The following is a 19,122-nucleotide window of genomic DNA, read 5'->3' on the forward strand; positions in this document are numbered from 1 at the left end:
ACCGATCAAGGCAAGGCGGCGCGAAAACCGCCGATGCCGTGATGTTTACCGGACGACGAGCGCCGCGAGCGTCAACCCTGATGCCAGGAAACAGGCGGCCGTCCGCAGGCTGTTCAGCGTGACCCAGCGGGTCATGTAGGCCTCTTTCCAGAAAGTGAGCGCCTGCGATGTCTCGGGCGCGAGCGCTGCAAGCTGATTGTTGAGCGGCACATTGCCGGCGCCGGTCACGGCGAAGACGCCCAGGAGATAGGAGAGCCCTGCGCCAATCAGCAGCAGGCGCGGCGTGCCCCCGAGGGTGACTGCGGCGTAGATGACGATGACCAGCGACAGGATCGCCAGGCCCATGAACAGAACCATGAAGACCGAGCGCATGATCTCCACATTGAGAACCTGCATGGTCTCGATGCCGGCCTGGTTTCTGACCAGATCGAAGGAGCGCATGATGAAATCGGAGAACGCGAGGAAGATGCCGCCGGTGGCGGCATAGGCGATCAGGGTGAGCGCACAGAGCAGAAGGAACCAGATAGACATCGGCTTTGCTTTCGGGTTGCGGGCCAACGGCCCGGAGAGAGTGAGGAGGTTGGCAGGCGGCCGCCCATCGGCAGCCGCCCGCCGGATCGAGGCATCAGGCCGTCCTGCGCGCGGCGATCAGCGCCGCCAGGCTTGCAAGCCCGATCACCAGTTCGGCGATCATCGCTGCCACAAGGCCTGAATCGGGCTGGCCGTCGAGACCAAGGCTCAGGAACCGGGTCGCGCCGTAGGCGAGAAACATCGCGGCGGCGAGCAGCGTCGACGCCAGGGTGAGACTGGAGATCATCAGACCGGAGAGGATCAGCAGACCGAGCATCAGCACGCCGCCGCCCATCGCCCTGAGTTCGTTTGCCAGGCTGGCGTCGCCCGATAGCGCGATGCCATAGGCCGCGTAGAATGCATCGGGAGAGACGATCACGGATCCGCCGATAAAGAGGGCGGTGGCGCCGGCTGCGAGCAGAACGGCCTTGTGAAGAAGCGAGCGTATCATGACGTTTGTCCTTGTTTGGAGGGGCGCCGGGTCAGGCGGCTTTCTTCCAGGCACCACTTGCAGCGGCGTTCCGGCAGAATTCAGTAAAGTCGCGCGGGGCGCGGCCCAGGGCCCGCTGGACGCCATCGGTGAGATAGGCGTTGTGGCCATCAAGGGTTTCTCGGCAGATCTCGGTGAAGACGTCGGCGATCAGCGGCCCGCCGATCTCGAGCATGCCGGCGTGGAACTGCTCAAGCGTGATCGGCATGTACTGGACCGGAATTCCGGCGGCAGCGGAAATCTCGGCGGCGGCTTCGGCGAAGCTCAGGAGCCGCGGGCCGGTGATCTCGTAGAGCTCGCCATTATGGCGGTCGTCGGTGAGTGCTGCGACCGCGACATCGGCAATGTCATCGACATCGGCGATCGGCTCCTTGATGTCACCGGCCGGCAGCGCCACCACGCCGTCAAGCACCGGCGCCTGAAGGTAGCCCTCGGAGAAATTCTGGGCGAACCAGGCGGCGCGGACCAAGGTGAAATCGAGGCCCGAGTTGCGGATGATCTGCTCGCACTTTCGGGCGTGCGCCTCGCCCCTGCCCGACAGCAGCACCAGCTTGCGGATACCGGCTGCCTTGGCAGCCTCGGTCAGGGCCTCGATCTTTTCGGCGGCGCCCGGGAAGGCGAGATCCGGGAAATAGGAAACGTAGGCCACCTTGACGCCCTCCAGCGCTTCCGTCCAGGTTTCAGGCCGCTCCCAATCAAACGGGATGGCCGAGTTGCGCGATCCTTCGCGGACGGGAAATCCCTTTTCAGCCAGTGACTTTACGATGCGGCTGCCGGTCTTGCCGGTCGATCCGATGACGAGAATGGGTGCGGTGTTCATGAGAGGCTCCTTGAGCTCGATTGACGATGCGCAAGACCTATTGCCGATCCTCTGGATGAACAATGATTACAACGCTTCATTTATATGCAGATAGTCCAGACAGATGGACAATCCGCAAACTCAGCGCTATTAAATCCGCATGACAACACCCGATCCCTGCATCCCCCTCACCTCCGATCCGCTTGCCGAGACGCTGCACATGCTGCGGCTGACGGGCACGCTCTATTGCCGCGGCGAGCTGACCGCGCCCTGGGCGATCGCCATCCCCCGGCTCGAGGGCGTGATGTGCTTCGTGGTCGCCACTTCCGGCGCGCTCTGGCTTGAGCTCGAGGGAATGGAGCCGCGGCTTCTATCTCAGGGGTGCCTGACGCTGATCCCGCACGGCACGCCGCATGTGATCTCGAGCGCACCGGGCATGGCCGGCGAACCGTTGTTCGATCTGCCGGTCGAGAAGGTCAGCGAACGCTACGAGATCATGCGCCACGGCGGCGGCGGCGCGATGACCCGCTCGATGTATGGCGTGGTGCGGTTCGACGATGTCGCCGCCGAGCACCTGTTGAGACTCCTTCCGCAGGTCATCAACATCGATGCCTGGGACGACGAGACCGGCGGATGGCTGCAGAGCACGCTTCGCTTCATCGCCAGCGAGGCGGCATCACTCAAGCCCGGCGGGGAGACGGTGATCACAAGGCTGTCGGACGTGGTAGTGATCCAGGCGATACGCTCGTGGCTCGAAACCGCCCCCACCACCGAGACCGGCTGGCTGGCGGCCCTTCGCGATCCGCAGATCGGCAAGGCCCTGGCACTGATGCACCGCCGGCCCGGCGAGGACTGGAGCGTCGATAGCCTGGCCGCCGAGGTCGGCATGTCACGCTCGGCCTTTGCGGCGCGCTTTGCCAATCTGGTCGGCCAGACGCCGCTTCGCTACCTCACGGACTGGCGCATGCGCCTGGCCCGCGCCCGGCTGATCGATACGGCTGACGGGCTGGCGGCGATCTCGCTGGATCTCGGCTACCAGTCGGAGGCAGCCTTCTGCCGGGCCTTCAAGCGGGTGTTCGGCAAGCCTCCGGGCAGCATCCGCCGCGCGGAACCCGGACGGGCCGGGCCGATCTACCAGCCGGCGCAGGCCGCCGGTTGAGGCTCAGGCCAGGTCGCCGGCGGGGCGGATGGTGCCGACTTCGATGCCGTTCCAGTTCTTCATCGTCTTGCGCGACCAGTCGCCCAGTTTCGCCGACAGATCCTGATCGTCGGCAAACAGCTTTGCCAGCACCGCGCCGATCATCGCTTCGGCGCCGCGGGTGGAGCCGTCCTCGCATTTGAGCGCGACGCCGTAGCCCATCTCGGGAATGGTGGCGCAGAAGACGCCCTCGGCGCCGGTCTTGGCGAAGATCCGGCCCGGCGCGATGCTCATCAGGGCGGTGCAGGCGCGACCGGTACCGGCGACATGCCAAGGCTCGGCCATGCACGCCGCCATCAGCCGCTCGGCGGCTTTCGCGCGCTCGGGTCCGAGGCCCACACCGGACGCCATGCGGGCAAAGCCGTGAGCAATGTTCCTGAGCGGCGCCGCATAGGTGGGGATCGAGCAGCCGTCGGTGCCGCAATTGTCATGGCCGAGCGCGGTGCCGGTGAGATCCGACATGACGTCGCGGACCGAGGCCTGGACGAAGTGATCATAGCCGACATAGCCGTGATGATCGACGCCGGCATGGCAGGCGAGGCAGAGGAAGCCGGCGTGCTTGCCGGAGCAATTGTTGCCGAGCTGGTTGGGCTTGTCGCCGGCGCGAGCCTGCTCGATCATCACCTTCGGCTCGAAGCTCCAGTGGCAGCCGCACTCGAAATCCGGCTCGCCCAAACCGGCGCGGCCGGCCATTTCGCCGGCAAGCTGCATGTGGCCGGGTTCGCCGGAATGCGACGAACAGGCCAGCGCCAGCTCCTTGTTGCCGAAGCCGTAGCGGTCGGCTGCGCCGGTCTCAATGAGCGGCAGCGCCTGCATCGACTTGACCGCCGAGCGCGGAAACACCGGGGTGTCGACTTCGCCCAGGCTCATCACCACCGATCCGTCGCCATCCACCACCACGGCCATGCCGCGATGCCGGCTTTCGACGATCTCTCCGCGGGTGACTTCAACGAGGACGGGGTTTGGCATGGCTTTGTTCCTGGCGGTGGTTGCGGGGGAGCGGCCTGCATCGGCCGGCGCTGTGCTGCGCGTGTGATCGCAGAAGCCGGCGCTTCGGGCAAGAGGCGGGGACAAAAGCGCGGACAGCTTTGGATGCGGAACCCGGCCCTGGAAGACCCGCCACCATCTTTGACCGCATCCGAAGCGGCCGCCGGCGGCTTCGCAAGGCTTTGAACCGGCTTCGGTTTTCACGACACCAGCGATTCTCACCCGCCGGTCCTGCACCATGCCGCGCCAAGGCCTGCGAGCCGCGCTGCCTGCGAATTCGTCCACACCCGCAAGCGCCGACCTAGACTTGCCTGCATCGTTCACCTGACAGTATAGACGGGAGACCCGCATGCCCTGCATCCCATTCCTCGATACCCTGTTCTCCTGGCTCAGGCTGCGGCGGGCGCCCGGCCAACCGAACTCACCCGCCCCCGCGCAGCCAATCAATCCAGCGCAACAGTCCCCGACGCCGGCCCATCAGCACGCGGCAATCGCCTGGGGAGCGCATGTTTCGTCAGCGTTCAGGCAAAAGGTGATCGCCATCACCGGCAGGCTCGCAATGGATCCGAACCACCTGATGGCGATCATGGCGTTCGAGACCGGCCGCAGCTTCGATCCGGCGGTGACCAACCATGCAGGTTCGGGCGCCACCGGACTGATCCAGTTCATGCCGGCAACGGCCAGGGCACTTGGTACCAGCACGGCGGCCCTTGCCCGGATGCGCGCCATCGACCAGCTCGATTATGTCGAAGCCTATCTCGCGCCTTATAAGGGCCGGATGAAGGATCTGCCGAGCGCCTACATGGCGGTGCTCTATCCGCGCGCCGTTGACAAGGAGCCCGGCCACGTGCTGTTTCGAAAAGGCTCGAAGGCCTACAAGCTCAACCGCGGGCTCGACACCAATGGCAACGGCGAAATCACCAAGGCCGAGGCGTCGGCGAAGGTTGCGGCATTGCTCGCCGAAGGCCTGCGGCCGGGATCGAAGGGGTAGCCCGGCGGGCGTTCCCTGCAGAGATTCACACACGGGGCGGATTTGGCGATTGCGCCCGGCCGGCGGATCGCTAAGCTCGCTTCACCCACCGAACCACCCGAGCCCTCATGCTGCGCACGATCCTGATCACCCTTCTGGGGCCCATGCTCTGGGGCACCACCTATGCGGTGTTTACCGAAACGCTACCGGTCAGCCATCCGCTGCTCGTGGGCGCGATGCGGGCGCTTCCTGCGGGGTTGATCCTGCTGATGCTCAACCCGCGCATTCCGCCGGTGGCCGCACTCAAGCGCCATGCGGTGATCGGGTTCACCAATATCGGCCTGTTCTTCGCGCTGCTGTTCGTCGCAGCCTCCCGCATGCCTGGCGGGCTGGCGGCCACGCTGGGCGCGATCCAGCCGCTGGTGGTGGTGCTGATCTCCGCATTCCTGATCCGCCGCGCGCCGCACCCCGTGCAGCTGCTGGCCGGTGTCGCCGGCGTGATCGGCGTCGGCCTGCTGGTACTGTCGCCGGAGGCGCGGCCCGACCCGGTCGGCGTGGCGGCGGCAATCGGCGGGGCGCTGTCGATGGCGATCGGCACCGTGCTGATCGACCGCTGGGGGCGGATGGGGGCACCGCTCGAGACCACCACCTGGCAGCTGATCTTCGGTGGCGCGATGCTCTTGCCCGTGGCGCTGATGATCGAGGGGCTACCGCCGGCGCCGGGCCTGAGCGAGGTGCTCGGCTATGGTTGGCTGATGCTGCTCGGCACTGCATTCGCCTATTACGTCTGGACCCGCGGCATCGGCCGGATCGGCGCCAGCGCCACTTACCTGGCGCTTGCCAGCCCGGTGGTGGCGACCGCTATCGGCGCGGTTGCTCTTGGCGAATGGTTCACCCCTTCGCAATGGGCCGGCATGGCGCTGGTGATCGGGGCGACAGCGGTGGGCGTGTCGATGGGGCGGCGAGGCTGAAGACCGTCCGTCACCTTCCCGCCAGGATCCCCGATGAACTGAACCCGCCGTCGATGACCAGAACGTGGCCGTTGATGTAGCTTGCCTGGTCCGAGAGCAGGAAGAGGATGGCGTCGGCGATTTCGTCGGGGCGGCCGTAGCGGCGGAGCGGGATCTGGGCGGTCCAGCGCTTGCGGTCGTCGATGGTGTGGAGGTTCGAGATCAGCGGCGTGTCGACCGGTCCGGGGGCCACGACATTGACGCGGACGCCCGAGGCGCCCCATTCATTGGCGAGCACCTGACTCATCAGGATGACGCCGGCCTTGGAGGCGCCATAGGCCACCCTGCCCGCATTGGCGCGGATGCCCGAGGCGGAGGAGAGATTGACGATCGACAGCGTGTCGCCCATCTGGTCGAGGCAGGCGCGGCAGGTGATGAAGCTGCCGGTGAGGTTGACATCGAGGATCTGGCGGAAGATCTCGGCGCTGGTCTTCTCCGCCGGGATGTCGCGGGCTATGCCGGCGCAATTGACCAGACCAGTGACCGGCCCGAAGGCATCGACGGCCTGGCTCAGACACTCGGCCACCTCCTCCTCGTCGGTGACATCGCAGGTGAGCGCGAGCACGTCCTCGCCCGCCAGGCGATCCTCGATGCGGACGATCGCTGCGGCGCTTGCGTCGAGAATGGTCACGGCAACGCCCTGATCGATCAGCGCCAGCGCGGTCACCTCGCCGATGCCGGAGGCGCCACCGGTGACAACGACGTGACCGGCGGCGCCCGACGTCACCGGATGCGCTCGAGGATGGAGACGTAATTGGCGACCGCGGCGCCGCCCATGTTGAAGATGCCGCCGAGCGTCGCGTCCTTGACCTGGATGCCGCCGGCCTCGCCGGTCAGCTGCATGGCCGAGAGCACGTGCATGGAGACGCCGGTGGCGCCGATCGGGTGGCCCTTGGCCTTGAGGCCGCCGGAGGGATTGACCGGCAGGCGGCCATCCTTCTGGGTTTCACCGCTCATGGCGACGTCACCGCCCTGGCCGGGCTTGGCCAGCCCCATCGCCTCGTACTCGATCAGTTCGGCGATGGTGAAGCAGTCATGGGTCTCGACGAAGGAGAGATCGTCGAGTGAGGTCTTGGAATTGGCGAAGGCCCGCTTCCAGCCGAGCGCGCAGCCCTCGAAGGCGAGAATGTCGCGCTTGGACATCGGCAGGAAATCCTGCACGTGTTCGGCGGCGCGGAACAGCACGGCACGCGGCGCCTGCATGGCGGTGGTGACATCGGCAAGCACGATGGCCGCGGCGCCGTCGGAAACCAGCGAGCAGTCGGTGCGCTTGAGCGGACCCGCGACGTAAGGGTTCTTGTCGCTCTCGGCGCGGCAGAACTCGTAGCCCAGATCCTTGCGCATCTGCGCCCAGGGGTTGTCGACGCCGTTCTTGTGGTTCTTGGCGGCGATCGCGGCAAGGCCGTCGGACTGGTCGCCATATTTCTGGAAATAGCCGTCGGCGATCTTGCCGAAGACGCCGGCGAAGCCCGCCGGTGTGTCGCCGTCCTCGGGCAGGTAGGAGGCGCGGAGCAGGTTGGCGCCGACCTGGGGCCCCGGCGTCGTGGTCATCTGCTCGACGCCGACCACCAGCACCCGCTTGGCAGCACCCGCACGGATCGCCTTGATGCCCTGGTGCACGGCAGCCGAGCCGGTGGCGCAGGCGTTCTCGACACGGGTCGCGGGCTTGAAGCGGAAGGCGTCATCGGCCTGCAGCACCAGGCTTGCGGTGAAATCCTGGGCGGAGAAGCCGGCGTTGAAATGACCGAGATAGATCTCGTCGATATCTTCGGCCTGAAGGCCCGCATGCTCGACCGCCTCGCGCGCCACCCGCGTGACCAAGCTTTCGACGGTTTCGTCGCTGTGTTTGCCAAAGGGCGTGTGGGCCCAGCCGATGATACAGGCGCTCATGAACTACTCTCCGGGAATCTTGTCCTTGCTGGGGCGCATTTTGATCCCGCGGGCGGCTTTGTAAAGGGGAGAACGGAATCCGCCCCGCGACCGGGCTGTCCGTGCCGGTCGCGGGGAAAGGAATCCGTCGCCTGCAGAGCGGGCTCTATGCGGGCATATGGGCCTGATCGAATTCAAGCACCTGTTTGGCCGAGGGACGGCTCTCGCAGCGCTCTATCCAGTCCCGGATGACCTGCACATCCGGCGTGGCCTGGGGCATCCAGGTGTAGGGCGAGACCAGCAGCAGGTCGGCCGCGGAAAATTCCGAGCCCATCAGAAAAGGCGTCTTTTCGAGTTGGGCGGTCAGCCGCGCCGCCACCTCCGGCGCTCCACGGAATGTGGCGTCGAGATAGGGATGGCTGAGGCCTGCGGCGGTGAAAACCAGGACCGGCTCGACCACATTGCCGTACCAGGCGAGCCAGCTCAGATAGGTTCCGCGATCCGGGTCGCCAATTGAGCGGCCAAGCCCTTTTCCGACAAACAGATCGGTCAGATAGAGAATGATGGCATTGGATTCCCAAATCTCCGTTCCCTCATGCACCAGAAGCGGCACCTTGCCTTCGGGATGCGGATTGGACGGATCGGCGCCACCCGACCCATCATGGCGGCGAATACCGACGATACGGATCTCGACCTGATCAAGCACGCCAAGCTCGATGAGCAGGCGGACGAGGCGGGATGAGCGTGACTGGGGCGAATGATAGAGTGTGAGCATGTCGGATCTCCTTGCCGGCTTGTTGATGCTGGCCACCCGATATCACCGTAATACTGCCAGCTAATGTCAGCATTATCCCGGATTGGCCGATGCTTCCGGAGCGTCATTCCGCCGCCACACTAGACCAGCGGTTTGCCATCACCAAAACTTGATCGCGATCGGGCATTTTCGACTGGAATCGGCCACAGTTGCGGGCAAGAACGCGGGCATGCAAATCCGCCGCGCCCTCTTCATGTGCCTGCTGACCTTCGCCCTTGCGGCGACGGGACCTTTTGCGCGCGGGTTGTCGGGCCAGGCCGCGGCGTTGTCGCAGGCGGTGGAAACGAACCGGCCGCGCACTGCCATCAGCGTGCATACCGGCGCGGCTCCCTTCACGCACTGCCACCGCGGCGCCGTGGCGTGGTCGATCTGCAGCAGCGACCTCGGCTATGTGCGGCGAAGTCTGCAGGTGGGCCCCGCAAGCACCGGCGAGGCATTTGTTGGAATTTTCCCCGGAACAACTGACGACCTCTGGAGTTCCAGACTGTTCAGGCCGCCGCGGTTGAGCTGAATCGACTCCGGGCCTCTCCCTACGGGCCTTTTCCCTTCAGCATCAAAGGACTTCAGTACATGATTACCCGACGCGTATTCCTCAGCGCGGCCTCCGCGGCTGCGCTTTCCGGCTGCACCTCAATCGGCAGCCGCGAGTTGCCTGCAGTTGCGGCCAAGCCTCAACCCAAGGCCATGCCCGCCCATTACGGCCCGGTGCTGGACGAGGGCTACCAGATACCCGCCGTGCCCGCGGGCGTTGTGCCCGAACGGTTCTGGCGCCAGCGCGTGTCCAACCCGTTCCCCGAGGAGGCGACCGGCACCATCATCGTCGACACGAGCACGTTCTTTCTGCATCTGGTCGAGGACGGCGGGACCGCGATGCGCTATGGCGTCGGCGTCGGCCAGCAGGGTTTCTCCTGGGGTGGTACCGCGGTTGTGCAGTACAAGCGCAAATGGCCGACGTGGAAGGCGCCCGACGACATGGTGGCGCGCAAACCGGAGCTCGAACCCTATTCGGTCGCCAATGGCGGCATGGCGCCGGGATTGATGAACCCGCTGGGCGCGCGGGCGCTCTATCTGTTCGACAATGGCGAAGACACGCTCTACCGGATTCACGGCAACCCGGAAGCCCATTCGATCGGCCAGGCGGTCTCGTCGGGCTGCATCCGGCTGCTCAACCAGGATATCATCGACCTTTACGAGCGCGTGCCGAGCCGCGCCAGGGTGATCGTCAGGCAATCCAGCCCGGCGCTGACGGCCGGCCTCGCCTGAAGCCTTCCGGCGACCCGACCTCGCGCGCCCGACCGGTGGACAGCCATCGGTCGGGCGGCAGCCTACGCGTGCCGGTGAAGGCCGGAATGGTGGATCCGGCGCGTCAGCCATTTTCTGATGCCTATGTCGCGGAAAGGCGCGCACGACACTCAAAAATCGGCCAACACTTGCGGATTGCCTGCGCTGTGCCCAGGGGCGTCCGCCCCGTATCCGGTTTCGACAGATTATTGACTACGGGAAATCTACAATGACCGCAGTGGCCTCCCTTGCACCTGCCCAATCCTCCCGTCCGCTTGAGGGCATTGCCTGCGTGCTGGGCGGCGCATGGTGCTTTGTCGGCCAGGACCTCTTGATCAAGGACATGCTCGGCGCGCAGCCGCTCTGGATGCTGATCTTCGCCCGGGCCTGCATCGCCGTGCTGGTGCTTGTTCCGCTGATCACCTGGCTTGGCGGCAAGCACCGTCTCTACACACCGCTGTGGCCGATCCACCTGCTGCGGGCGTTCCTGCTGACCGGCGGCTTCGCAATGTTCTACGCCGCCTTTCCGTTCATGCCGCTGGCGGAAGTCTCGACGATCTTCTTTTCGGCGCCGCTGTTCATCGGCATCCTGGCCGCGCTGTTTCTGGGCGAGCGCATGGGGGTGCACCGGATCGCGGCACTTGTCGTAGGCTTCAGCGGGGTGCTGATGGCCATGGCGCCCGGCCAGGACAGTTTCCAGTGGGTGGCGCTGCTGCCGCTCGTCTGCGCCATGTCCTACGCGGCCTCGATGATCCTGACGCGGCGGGTGGGTGACGGCGAAAGCAGCCTGACCATGGGCCTCTGGACCATCGGCGGCTCCGGGGTGATGATCTGGCCGCTCGGATGGCTGGTCAATACGCTGGTGCCGATGGGGCCGGAGTTCCATCACCTGCGGCTTGAATTCATCGTACCTGATGCGGCACAGCTGGCCGATCTGGCGCTTCTCGGCGTGGTGGGAATGACCGGCTACATTCTTCTCAGCCGCGCCTACCAGGTGGCGAACGCCAGCCTGATCGCCCCGTTCGACTATGCCTACCTGCCGTTTGCCGCGACGGCCGCCTGGTTCTTCTGGGGCGAGGTTCCGGCGCTCAACACGCTTGCCGGGATGGCGCTGATCATCGGCGCCGGGCTTTATATCGGCTACCGCGAGCTGCGTGCGCCAGAGAGGGCCGAGACGCCCGCTCCGGTGGGCGAGACCCTGATCGCCACCGGCGTTCCGGCGGTAACCGAAGACACAGACCTCCCCCCTTCCAGCAGCCTGTAGAGCCGGACTGCGGCAGCCCCGGCCGGATGCCGCCGCGCGAGTTTTTTGTTGATTGACGGCTCAATCAAAACTAGACTTGAGCCGTCAAAGAGGGACCGGTCACCACCCTTCAACTCGCCTGGAGACACGCAAATGCCCAAGATCGGCATGGAACCAATCCGCCGCAAGGCGCTCACTGACGCAGCCATCGAAGCCATCGGCGCGCGCGGTTCGATGGATGTGACCATGTCGGACATTGCCGGCCGCGCCGGCGTGTCGCCCGCGCTGGCACACCACTATTTCGGCTCCAAGGAACAGTTGATCACGGCATCGGTCCGAGCCCTGCTTCGCGATCTGAGAAGTGACACGATGGTGGCCCTGAAGAAGGCGCGGAGCCATCGGGCGCGGGTCTCGGCGATCATCGCTGTCAGCTTCTCCGACAAGCAGTTTTCAGAGGATGTGGTTGCGGCCTGGCTCGCATTCTACGTCGACGCCCAGCGCGCGCCCGAAATCCGGCGGCTGCTTTCAGTCTATGCGCGCCGGCTGCATTCCAACCTGATGAGCGGGCTCGCCCCGCTCTGCGGCCAGTACGAGGCCGAGCGCATCGCTGAAGGTGCCGCGGCGATGATCGACGGGCTCTACATCCGCAAGGCGCTCGGCACAGGACCGGCACGGCACGACGCGGTGGCGCTGGTCGAGGATCACATCGAAACGCAATTGCTGGAAATTCGCGGGAGGACGTTATGACGGACGCACAGGCAGGCGCCAGGAGGCCCAATATTCTCATCCTGATGGTCGACCAGCTCAACGGGACCCTGTTCCCGGATGGTCCCGCAGACTTCCTGCACGCGCCCAACCTGAAGAAGCTCGCCGCGCGCTCGGTGCGGTTTTCCAACAACTACACCGCCTCGCCGCTGTGCGCGCCGGGCCGCGCCTCGTTCATGTCAGGACAGCTGCCGCGACGGACGCGGGTCTATGACAATGCGGCGGAATTCGCCTCCGACATTCCGACCTATGCGCATCATCTCAGGCGCGCGGGCTACTATACCTGCCTGTCGGGCAAGATGCACTTTGTCGGCCCCGACCAGATGCACGGCTTCGAGGAACGGCTGACCACCGACATCTACCCCGCCGATTTCGGCTGGACGCCGGACTACCGCAAGCCCGGCGAACGGATCGACTGGTGGTACCACAATCTGGGCTCGGTCACCGGCGCGGGCGTGGCAGAGACCTCGAACCAGATGGAATATGACGACGAGGTGGCGTTCTTCGCCACCCAGAAGCTGCACCAGCTGTCGCGGACCAGCGACAATCCGGAAGCCCGCCCCTGGGCGCTGACGGTGTCGTTCACCCATCCGCACGATCCTTACGTGGCGCGCAGGCAGTACTGGGATCTCTACGAGGACTGCGCCGAACTCGAACCGCGCGTCGCACCGATCCCCTACGAGGACATGGACCAGCATTCGCAGCGGCTTTACAAGGCCAATGACAGCGAGCGCTTCGACATCACCGAAGACAATGTGCGGCGGTCGCGGCAGGCCTATTTCGCCAACATCTCCTATCTCGACGACAAGATCGGCGGGATTCTGGCAACGCTCGAAGCCACGCGGATGGCGGACAATACCATTGTGGTGTTCTGCTCCGACCATGGCGACATGCTGGGCGAGCGCGGCATGTGGTTCAAGATGAGCTTCTTCGACGGCTCTTCCCGGGTACCGCTGATGATTTCGGTTCCGGGTGCGCAAGGCCGCCGGGTTGCGGAACCGACCTCCAATCTCGACATCACCCCGACGCTGGCGGCGCTTGCGGGCGTGTCGCTCGAAGACGTGGCGCCATGGACCGATGGCGAGAGCCTGGTTGCGGCGATGGGCGGCGAGACGCGGACCACGCCGGTGATGATGGAATATGCGGCGGAAGGCTCGCAGGCGCCGCTGGTGGCGATCCGCGACGGCAAATACAAGTTCAGCCATTGCGAACTCGACCCGCCGCTGCTGTTCGATCTCGAAGCCGATCCGGATGAGCTCAACAACCTGGCGGACGATCCCGCCCACGCAGAAAAGGTCGCCGACTACATGGCCCGGGTCCGGGCCAAATGGGACATGGCCGGTTACGACGCCGAGGTGCGGCAGAGCCAGGCACGGCGCTGGGTGGTCTACGAGGCGCTGAGGAACGGCAACTACTACCCGTGGGATTTCCAGCCGCTGCAGAAGGCGTCCGAGCGCTACATGCGCAACCACATGGATCTCAACATCCTCGAAGAATCCCAACGGTTTCCGAGGGGAGAATGAGATGCTGACTGTCTGGGGACGGGCAACGTCATCGAATGTGCAGGCGGTGATGTGGACCATTGCCGAGCTGGGCCTCGACTTCGAGCGCCACGACCGGGGACACACCTTCGGCGGCCTCGACACGCCCGATTACCGGGCGATGAACCCAAACGGCCTGGTCCCCACCGTACGCGACGGCGACGGTTCGCCGATGTGGGAGAGTGCCGCGATCGTGCGCTATCTCGCCTGCAGATATGGCAACGAGAACTTCTGGCCGCGCGATCCCGCGGCCCGGGTTCAGCTCGACATGTGGGCGGAATGGATCAAGACGACGTTCGCGCCGCATTTCGGCATGCGGATTTTCTGGCCGCTGATCGGTCGGCCACTTCCCGGGGGGCCTGATGCGCTTGCCGACGCAGTCGAAGGGTTGAAACCGCTCGCCAGGATGCTGAACGACCGTATCGGCGACAGCCCCTATCTGGCGGGCGAGCACCTGAGCTTCGCCGACATGATCATCGGTGTGCAGCTTTACCGCTACTACACACTCGACTTCGACCGCGCCGAAACACCGGCGCTCGACGGCTATTACGCCCGCCTTTGCGAGCGCCCGGCCTATTGCGACCACGTGATGGTCTCCTATGAAAGCCTGAGGATCAAACCATGACCGTACAGCCCAAAGCCTCCCACCACATCGGCGGCGCTTACATCGAGGACGACGCCGGCGCGGTGATCGAGAGCATCTACCCGGCGACGGGAGAGGTGAACGCGCGGCTCCATTCCGCGACGCCTGAGATCGTTGAAAAAGCCGTGGCTGCGGCAAAGGCCGCGCAGCCGGCATGGGCCAGGCTAAAGGGCGTCGAGCGCGGACGGATCCTGTTGCGAACGGCGCAGTTGCTGCGCGAGCGCAACGAGGAGCTCAGCCGCATCGAGACGCTCGACACCGGCAAGGCGATCCAGGAGACGCTTGTGGCGGATGCGGCCTCGGCCGCCGACGCGCTCGAATATTTCGGCGGACTCGCCGGAGCGATCACCGGCGAGCATGTCGATCTGGGCGGCGATTTCGTCTACACGCGGCGCGAACCGCTCGGGGTCTGCGCCGGTATCGGCGCCTGGAATTACCCGATCCAGATCGCAGCTTGGAAGTCCGCCCCGGCGCTCGCCTGCGGCAACGCCTTCATCTTCAAGCCGTCGGAAATGACGCCGCTGACGGCGCTCAAGCTCGCCGAAGCCTTCAAGGACGCAGGGCTGCCGGACGGCATTTTCAACGTGGTTCAGGGCTATGGCGATGTCGGCGCGGCGCTGGCCTCACACCCTGATATTGCGAAAGTATCGCTCACCGGCTCGGTGCCGACCGGAGCCAAGGTGCTGGCGGCAGCCGCGCCGACGATCAAGGCGGTGACGATGGAACTCGGCGGCAAGTCGCCGATCCTGGTGTTCGATGACGCCGACATCGATAGCGCCATCGGCGGCGCCATGCTCGGCAATTTCTATTCGACCGGACAGATCTGCTCAAACGGTACGCGGGTGTTCGTGCAGCGCGGCGTGCATGACCGCTTCCTCGAGCGGCTGAAGACCCGCACCGAGGCGATCCGGCTCGGCGATCCGCTCGATCCGGACACGCACCTCGGACCGATGGTCTCCAAGACGCAGCGCGACAAGGTGCTGGGCTATATCGAGACCGGCAAACGCGGGGGCGCGCGGCTCTTGACCGGCGGCGGCGTACCGGAAATGCAGGGCTTCGAGAACGGCGCCTGGATCCAGCCGACCGTCTTCGCCGGCGTCACCGACGACATGACCATTGCCCGCGAAGAGATCTTCGGCCCGGTGATGAGCGTGCTCTCCTTCGACGACGAAGACGAGGCGATCGCGCGGGCCAACGACACCCAGTTCGGTCTGGCCGCAGGCGTGTTCACCGCCGACCTCACCCGAGCGCACCGGGTGATCGCAGGGCTCGATGCCGGCACCACCTGGATCAACACCTACAATCTGACCCCGGTCGAGGCCCCCTTCGGCGGCGTCAAGCAATCGGGCATCGGGCGCGAGAACTCCCGCGCGGCGATCGAGCACTACACCCGTCTCAAGAGCGTCTACGTGGCCACCGGCCCTGTCGACAGCCCGTATTGAGGCAAGCGCAAGATGAGCTTGTCACACAACCAGATCGTCGAGATCGACACGAAGGGCGGTTGCGATGCGCTTGAGCACATCGACCGAGCCAGCCTTCTTGCCGTTTTCGATATCGGAGAGGTGCGGCTGGGAAATGCCCGCGGCCGTGGCAAGCTCGCTTCCGGTCATGCCGCGATACTTGCGATAGGTGCGGATGCGGCTGTCGGTTTCCATGAGTTCATGCACGAGTTCGGAAGGCCAGGTCTCTTCGCCTGCCCTCACGCGCTCCATGATCGCGTGTGCCTCGAGGCTGTCCATCATGTCTTCATAGTCCTCTTCACCGACGAGAACGTAGGTCTTGCCGTCAATGGTCAGTTTCTGAAGTTCGCCCATCGAGTGTCACTCCTTGTAGATGCCGCTGCGCGGGCCGGCGCTGATCACCAAGACGACAACGCCCTGGTCGTCGATGATGACGCGGTCTTGGCCTACCCGGATGCGATACAGGTCGGACCCGGACAGCTTTTTGATGTCGACCAGTTCGCCGCGCGCGAATGCATCAACCTTGGCGAAAATGGCCGCGCGCCGCTTCGGTTGCATCCGGGCAAGGCTTTTTTCCGCTGCCTTGGAATAGACGACCCGCATCATCGGCAAAATATAGCCCTTAGCTATATTCCCGTCAATCATGACACGGCAGGGCAAACCCTCCATTAGAGACGAGCATCACCATGACCATGCAAGCAGATTTCGTCATCATCGGCGCAGGTTCGGCCGGATCCGCCATGGCAGCAAGGCTGAGCGAGGACGGTAGGCATTCGGTGATCGTCATCGAGCATGGCGGATCGGATTTCGGGCCGTTCATCCAGATGCCGGCGGCGCTGTCCTACCCGATGAACATGGGAATCTATGACTGGGGCTACACCACCGAGCCGGAACCCAATCTCGGCAACCGGCGCCTCGCCGCCCCACGCGGCAAGGTGATCGGCGGATCGTCGTCGATCAACGGCATGGTGTTCGTGCGCGGCCATGCCGAGGACTTCAACCACTGGGCGGACCAGGGCGCTACCGGCTGGTCGTTCGCCGACGTGCTGCCCTATTTCAAGCGCATGGAAACTTCGCACCAGGATGGCGGCATCGGCGGCGAGGAAGGATGGCGCGGCACCGATGGCCCGCTGCACGTGCAGCGCGGACCGGCGGTCAATCCGCTGTTCAAAGCCTTCATCGAGGCGGGCCGGCAGGCGGGCTACGGGGTGACCCAGGACTACAACGGCTCGCGCCAGGAGGGCTTCGGCCTGATGGAGCAGACCATTCACAAGGGCCAGCGCTGGTCGACGGCGGAAGCCTATCTCAAGCCGGCGCTGAAGCGCAAAAACGTGAGTCTCGTCAGGGGCCTGGCCCGGCGTGTTGTCATCGAGAATCGGCGCGCCACCGGGGTCGAACTCGAGGTTCGCGGGCAGATTCAAGTTGTTAAAGCAAACCGTGAAGTCGTGATCGCCGCGTCGGCCTTCAACTCGCCGAAGCTTCTGATGCTGTCGGGCATCGGTCCGGGCGCGCATCTTGCCGAAAAGGGCATCGAGGTCGTCGCCGACCGTCCCGGCGTCGGGGCGAACCTGCAGGATCATCTCGAGGTCTATATCCAGCAGGAATGCATCCAGCCGATCACGCTCTATTCGAAGCTCAACCTGTTCTCGAAGGCGATCATCGGAGCGCAGTGGCTGTTCCTGAGGCAAGGGCTTGGCACCTCGAACCAGTTCGAGGCCTGCGGCTTCATCCGCTCGCACGCAGGCGTGCCCTACCCCGACATCCAGTTCCACTTCCTGCCCGGCGCGATCCGCTACGACGGCAAGGCGGCTGCCCCGATGCACGGCTTCCAGGCCCATGTCGGGCCGATGCGATCGCCCTCGCGCGGCGCGGTCACGCTTCGCTCGGGCGAAGCGAAGGACGCACCGGTGATCCGCTTCAACTACATGAGCCACGAGGAGGACTGGCGCGATTTCCGCCGCGCCGTTCGGATCACCCGCGAGGTGTTCGGGCAGAAAGCCTTCGATCCGTTCCGCGGCAAGGAGATCCAGCCCGGCAGCCAGATCCAGAGCGACGCCGAGATCGACGGCTTCATCCGCGAGCACGCCGAGAGCGCCTACCACCCTTGCGGCACCTGCCGGATGGGACGCGCCGACGATCCGACCGCTGTGGTCGACCCCGAGACACGGGTGATCGGCGTCGAGGGCCTGCGGGTCGCTGACAGCTCGATCTTCCCGCGGGTGACCAACGGCAATCTCAACGGCCCGTCGATCATGACCGGCGAGAAGGCCGCCGATCACATTCTCGGCCGGACGCCGCTGGCGCCGAGCAATCTGGAGCCGTGGATGAACCCCGACTGGCGCGAGACCGACAGGCTGAAAACCGCCTGAGCGGCACAAGTCGCGGTCATTTTGGCGATGGGATGTGGTCGCGCCTCAAGCCGCGATCAGCCGGCGGCGGAGGTGTCCGGATGCCGGCCCCAGCAGACGAAGCGGCCGCAATCGAAGTCGGAATTGTCGACGCCGTATTCGAGCGGCAGGCCGTCGAGACCGAGTGTGATGCCGCCCGCGGCGCGCAGCACCGCGTCACCGGCGGCGATGTCCCACTGGTGCAGGCAGACAAGCCGCGGATAGACATCGGCCTTGCCCTCGGCCACCAGGCAGAATTTCAGCGACGAGCCGATATGGGCGGTTTCGTGGGCGGGCAGCTTGTCGAGCCAGGCCTGGGTTTCGGGCTCGCGGTGGCTGAGGCTGACAAGTGCTACCGGTGTCTTGGGCAGAGCGCGGGTGCGGATTTCGCGCCGCTCGCGGATCTCGCCCTCGGCCGTGACTTCCGCGACATGCGCCTTCATTCCGGCGCCGCTCCAGATGCGCCCGAGCGCCGGGGCGTAGACCACGCCCGCCACGGGCTTCAAGTCACGGATAAGCGCGACATTGACGGTGAACTCGTTGCGGCCGGCGATGAAATCGCCGGTGCCGTCGAGCGCGTCGACCAGGAAATAGGAGGCCTGGGTGGAGTTCGGGCATTTGCCGTCTTCGGCCATCTCCTCGGCAACCACCGGGACATCCGGAAACTGCTCGGTCAATTTTGCAAGAATGATGGCTTCGGCGGCGCGGTCGGCCTGGGTTACGGGCGTCGAATCCGACTTGATCGAAACCCTGGCGCCGGCGGCGCGGGCTGCGAGGATTTCCCTGCCCGCCGCGATCGCCGCTTTCTCAAAGGTATCGATCAGGTCCGGCAACGGCTGATGGTCGGTTTCGGCTAGGTCTGCGGCGCCCATCTGCACTTGTCCAGGGTCGGATTGTCGTTGTGTTCTGGCGTCGCATGATTGCAGCGCCCGGTCAATCATCAGTGCAATGCAACAATGGCGGTATTTGGACAGGTTTTTTCGTTGCATCCCGATTGAGCGGAACAACAGACCTCATCGGCCCGGGCAAAAAGACTGTGATGCCTCGCTTTGCCGTGCACGGGAGTTAAAAATTGAGACTTCAATCGGAGCCGCT

Annotated in this window: 21 protein-coding genes; 11 read left to right on the forward strand and 10 right to left on the reverse strand. The window is 65.1% G+C overall.

The genetic code is table 11. The features are described 5' to 3' along the window. Window positions 1–45: 45 nt before the first annotated feature. The 3 genes from O4H62_RS04845 to O4H62_RS04855 all read right to left on the reverse strand — a co-directional run bounded on the left by O4H62_RS04845 (window position 46) and on the right by O4H62_RS04855 (window position 1,880). Window positions 46–531 carry a DUF1772 domain-containing protein gene (locus tag O4H62_RS04845; protein WP_269385989.1) on the reverse strand — a complete coding sequence of 162 codons (486 nt, stop codon included), beginning with the start codon at window positions 529–531 and terminating at the stop codon, window positions 46–48. Between the two features lie 94 nt (window positions 532–625). Next, on the reverse strand, window positions 626–1,021 hold the full coding sequence (locus O4H62_RS04850) for a DUF4345 family protein (RefSeq protein ID WP_269385990.1): 396 nt from the start codon (window positions 1,019–1,021) through the stop codon (window positions 626–628). Between the two features lie 31 nt (window positions 1,022–1,052). Beyond that, window positions 1,053–1,880, reverse strand: a complete 828-nt coding sequence (locus O4H62_RS04855) for an NmrA family NAD(P)-binding protein (protein WP_269385991.1) — start codon at window positions 1,878–1,880, stop codon at window positions 1,053–1,055. A 139-nt stretch (window positions 1,881–2,019) separates the two neighbouring features. On the opposite strand from O4H62_RS04855, the gene O4H62_RS04860 reads away from it, so the two are divergent. After that, window positions 2,020–3,018 (forward strand): AraC family transcriptional regulator, encoded by a 999-nt coding sequence (locus O4H62_RS04860; RefSeq protein ID WP_269385992.1) that lies wholly within the window; start codon window positions 2,020–2,022, stop codon window positions 3,016–3,018. A gap of 3 nt (window positions 3,019–3,021) precedes the next feature. Here O4H62_RS04860 and O4H62_RS04865 read toward each other — a convergent pair whose 3' ends face one another. After that, entirely contained in the window at window positions 3,022–4,026 is a 1,005-nt protein-coding gene (locus O4H62_RS04865) for an asparaginase (protein WP_269385993.1), read from the reverse strand. Window positions 4,027–4,393: 367 nt separating this feature from the next. On the opposite strand from O4H62_RS04865, the gene O4H62_RS04870 reads away from it, so the two are divergent. Together O4H62_RS04870 and O4H62_RS04875 are read left to right on the forward strand one after the other, a co-directional pair. After that, window positions 4,394–5,035, forward strand: a complete 642-nt coding sequence (locus tag O4H62_RS04870; protein ID WP_269385994.1) for a transglycosylase SLT domain-containing protein — start codon at window positions 4,394–4,396, stop codon at window positions 5,033–5,035. 107 nt (window positions 5,036–5,142) lie between these two features. Continuing rightward, window positions 5,143–5,985 (forward strand): EamA family transporter, encoded by an 843-nt coding sequence (locus O4H62_RS04875; protein WP_269385995.1) that lies wholly within the window; start codon window positions 5,143–5,145, stop codon window positions 5,983–5,985. A 10-nt stretch (window positions 5,986–5,995) separates the two neighbouring features. Here O4H62_RS04875 and O4H62_RS04880 read toward each other — a convergent pair whose 3' ends face one another. From O4H62_RS04880 to O4H62_RS04890, 3 genes are all read right to left on the reverse strand, one after another. Next, a complete protein-coding gene (locus O4H62_RS04880; protein WP_269385996.1) occupies window positions 5,996–6,751 on the reverse strand; it encodes an SDR family NAD(P)-dependent oxidoreductase in 756 nt (251 codons plus the stop codon). Further along, window positions 6,748–7,914: an acetyl-CoA acetyltransferase gene (locus O4H62_RS04885; RefSeq protein ID WP_269385997.1), complete on the reverse strand. Its 1,167-nt coding sequence runs from the start codon at window positions 7,912–7,914 to the stop codon at window positions 6,748–6,750. The genes O4H62_RS04880 and O4H62_RS04885 overlap by 4 nt, the downstream gene beginning before the upstream one ends. Before the next feature lie 145 nt (window positions 7,915–8,059). Continuing rightward, a complete protein-coding gene (locus tag O4H62_RS04890; protein ID WP_269385998.1) occupies window positions 8,060–8,668 on the reverse strand; it encodes a glutathione S-transferase family protein in 609 nt (202 codons plus the stop codon). A 148-nt stretch (window positions 8,669–8,816) separates the two neighbouring features. On the opposite strand from O4H62_RS04890, the gene O4H62_RS04895 reads away from it, so the two are divergent. The 7 genes from O4H62_RS04895 to betB all read left to right on the forward strand — a co-directional run bounded on the left by O4H62_RS04895 (window position 8,817) and on the right by betB (window position 15,622). Beyond that, window positions 8,817–9,218, forward strand: a complete 402-nt coding sequence (locus O4H62_RS04895) for a hypothetical protein (RefSeq protein ID WP_269385999.1) — start codon at window positions 8,817–8,819, stop codon at window positions 9,216–9,218. Window positions 9,219–9,277: 59 nt separating this feature from the next. Continuing rightward, window positions 9,278–9,970: a L,D-transpeptidase gene (locus O4H62_RS04900; RefSeq protein WP_269386000.1), complete on the forward strand. Its 693-nt coding sequence runs from the start codon at window positions 9,278–9,280 to the stop codon at window positions 9,968–9,970. Window positions 9,971–10,217: 247 nt separating this feature from the next. Then, complete coding sequence (locus O4H62_RS04905; RefSeq protein WP_269386001.1) at window positions 10,218–11,252, forward strand: DMT family transporter; 1,035 nt, start codon at window positions 10,218–10,220, stop codon at window positions 11,250–11,252. A 132-nt stretch (window positions 11,253–11,384) separates the two neighbouring features. Continuing rightward, on the forward strand, window positions 11,385–11,978 hold the full coding sequence (gene betI, locus O4H62_RS04910) for a transcriptional regulator BetI (RefSeq protein ID WP_269386002.1): 594 nt from the start codon (window positions 11,385–11,387) through the stop codon (window positions 11,976–11,978). Next, complete coding sequence (gene betC / locus O4H62_RS04915; protein ID WP_269386003.1) at window positions 11,975–13,519, forward strand: choline-sulfatase; 1,545 nt, start codon at window positions 11,975–11,977, stop codon at window positions 13,517–13,519. The genes betI and betC overlap by 4 nt, the downstream gene beginning before the upstream one ends. A 1-nt stretch (window position 13,520) precedes the next feature. Then, on the forward strand, window positions 13,521–14,162 hold the full coding sequence (locus O4H62_RS04920; protein WP_269386004.1) for a glutathione S-transferase family protein: 642 nt from the start codon (window positions 13,521–13,523) through the stop codon (window positions 14,160–14,162). Continuing rightward, window positions 14,159–15,622, forward strand: coding sequence for a betaine-aldehyde dehydrogenase (gene betB, locus O4H62_RS04925; RefSeq protein ID WP_269386005.1), 1,464 nt, complete (start codon window positions 14,159–14,161; stop codon window positions 15,620–15,622). The genes O4H62_RS04920 and betB overlap by 4 nt, the downstream gene beginning before the upstream one ends. Before the next feature lie 21 nt (window positions 15,623–15,643). Here betB and O4H62_RS04930 read toward each other — a convergent pair whose 3' ends face one another. After that, complete coding sequence (locus tag O4H62_RS04930; RefSeq protein WP_269386006.1) at window positions 15,644–15,994, reverse strand: helix-turn-helix domain-containing protein; 351 nt, start codon at window positions 15,992–15,994, stop codon at window positions 15,644–15,646. Between the two features lie 6 nt (window positions 15,995–16,000). After that, on the reverse strand, window positions 16,001–16,246 hold the full coding sequence (locus O4H62_RS04935; RefSeq protein WP_331284448.1) for a type II toxin-antitoxin system RelE family toxin: 246 nt from the start codon (window positions 16,244–16,246) through the stop codon (window positions 16,001–16,003). An 86-nt stretch (window positions 16,247–16,332) separates the two neighbouring features. On the opposite strand from O4H62_RS04935, the gene betA reads away from it, so the two are divergent. Continuing rightward, window positions 16,333–18,009, forward strand: a complete 1,677-nt coding sequence (gene betA / locus O4H62_RS04940) for a choline dehydrogenase (protein WP_269386321.1) — start codon at window positions 16,333–16,335, stop codon at window positions 18,007–18,009. 56 nt (window positions 18,010–18,065) lie between these two features. Here the strand turns inward: betA and cysQ are convergent, their stop codons facing one another. After that, window positions 18,066–18,851 carry a 3'(2'),5'-bisphosphate nucleotidase CysQ gene (cysQ, locus tag O4H62_RS04945; protein WP_430538387.1) on the reverse strand — a complete coding sequence of 262 codons (786 nt, stop codon included), beginning with the start codon at window positions 18,849–18,851 and terminating at the stop codon, window positions 18,066–18,068. Window positions 18,852–19,122 lie beyond the last annotated feature (271 nt).

The sequence above is a fragment of the Parahoeflea alexandrii genome, assembly GCF_027214025.1.
GTDB classification, from domain to species: Bacteria; Pseudomonadota; Alphaproteobacteria; order Rhizobiales; family Rhizobiaceae; genus Hoeflea; species Hoeflea alexandrii_A.

Bases quoted from the DNA above. Each gene is read 5' to 3' on its own strand.
- O4H62_RS04845 (WP_269385989.1), bottom strand. From the start codon at position 531: ATGTCTATCTGGTTCCTTCTGCTCTGTGCGCTCACCCTGATCGCCTAT.
- O4H62_RS04850 (WP_269385990.1), bottom strand. From the start codon at position 1,021: ATGATACGCTCGCTTCTTCACAAGGCCGTTCTGCTCGCAGCCGGCGCC.
- O4H62_RS04855 (WP_269385991.1), bottom strand. From the start codon at position 1,880: ATGAACACCGCACCCATTCTCGTCATCGGATCGACCGGCAAGACCGGC.
- O4H62_RS04860 (WP_269385992.1), top strand. From the start codon at position 2,020: ATGACAACACCCGATCCCTGCATCCCCCTCACCTCCGATCCGCTTGCC.
- O4H62_RS04865 (WP_269385993.1), bottom strand. From the start codon at position 4,026: ATGCCAAACCCCGTCCTCGTTGAAGTCACCCGCGGAGAGATCGTCGAA.
- O4H62_RS04870 (WP_269385994.1), top strand. From the start codon at position 4,394: ATGCCCTGCATCCCATTCCTCGATACCCTGTTCTCCTGGCTCAGGCTG.
- O4H62_RS04875 (WP_269385995.1), top strand. From the start codon at position 5,143: ATGCTGCGCACGATCCTGATCACCCTTCTGGGGCCCATGCTCTGGGGC.
- O4H62_RS04885 (WP_269385997.1), bottom strand. From the start codon at position 7,914: ATGAGCGCCTGTATCATCGGCTGGGCCCACACGCCCTTTGGCAAACAC.
- O4H62_RS04890 (WP_269385998.1), bottom strand. From the start codon at position 8,668: ATGCTCACACTCTATCATTCGCCCCAGTCACGCTCATCCCGCCTCGTC.
- O4H62_RS04900 (WP_269386000.1), top strand. From the start codon at position 9,278: ATGATTACCCGACGCGTATTCCTCAGCGCGGCCTCCGCGGCTGCGCTT.
- O4H62_RS04905 (WP_269386001.1), top strand. From the start codon at position 10,218: ATGACCGCAGTGGCCTCCCTTGCACCTGCCCAATCCTCCCGTCCGCTT.
- betI (WP_269386002.1), top strand. From the start codon at position 11,385: ATGCCCAAGATCGGCATGGAACCAATCCGCCGCAAGGCGCTCACTGAC.
- betC (WP_269386003.1), top strand. From the start codon at position 11,975: ATGACGGACGCACAGGCAGGCGCCAGGAGGCCCAATATTCTCATCCTG.
- O4H62_RS04920 (WP_269386004.1), top strand. From the start codon at position 13,521: ATGCTGACTGTCTGGGGACGGGCAACGTCATCGAATGTGCAGGCGGTG.
- betB (WP_269386005.1), top strand. From the start codon at position 14,159: ATGACCGTACAGCCCAAAGCCTCCCACCACATCGGCGGCGCTTACATC.
- O4H62_RS04930 (WP_269386006.1), bottom strand. From the start codon at position 15,994: ATGGGCGAACTTCAGAAACTGACCATTGACGGCAAGACCTACGTTCTC.
- O4H62_RS04935 (WP_331284448.1), bottom strand. From the start codon at position 16,246: ATGATGCGGGTCGTCTATTCCAAGGCAGCGGAAAAAAGCCTTGCCCGG.
- betA (WP_269386321.1), top strand. From the start codon at position 16,333: ATGCAAGCAGATTTCGTCATCATCGGCGCAGGTTCGGCCGGATCCGCC.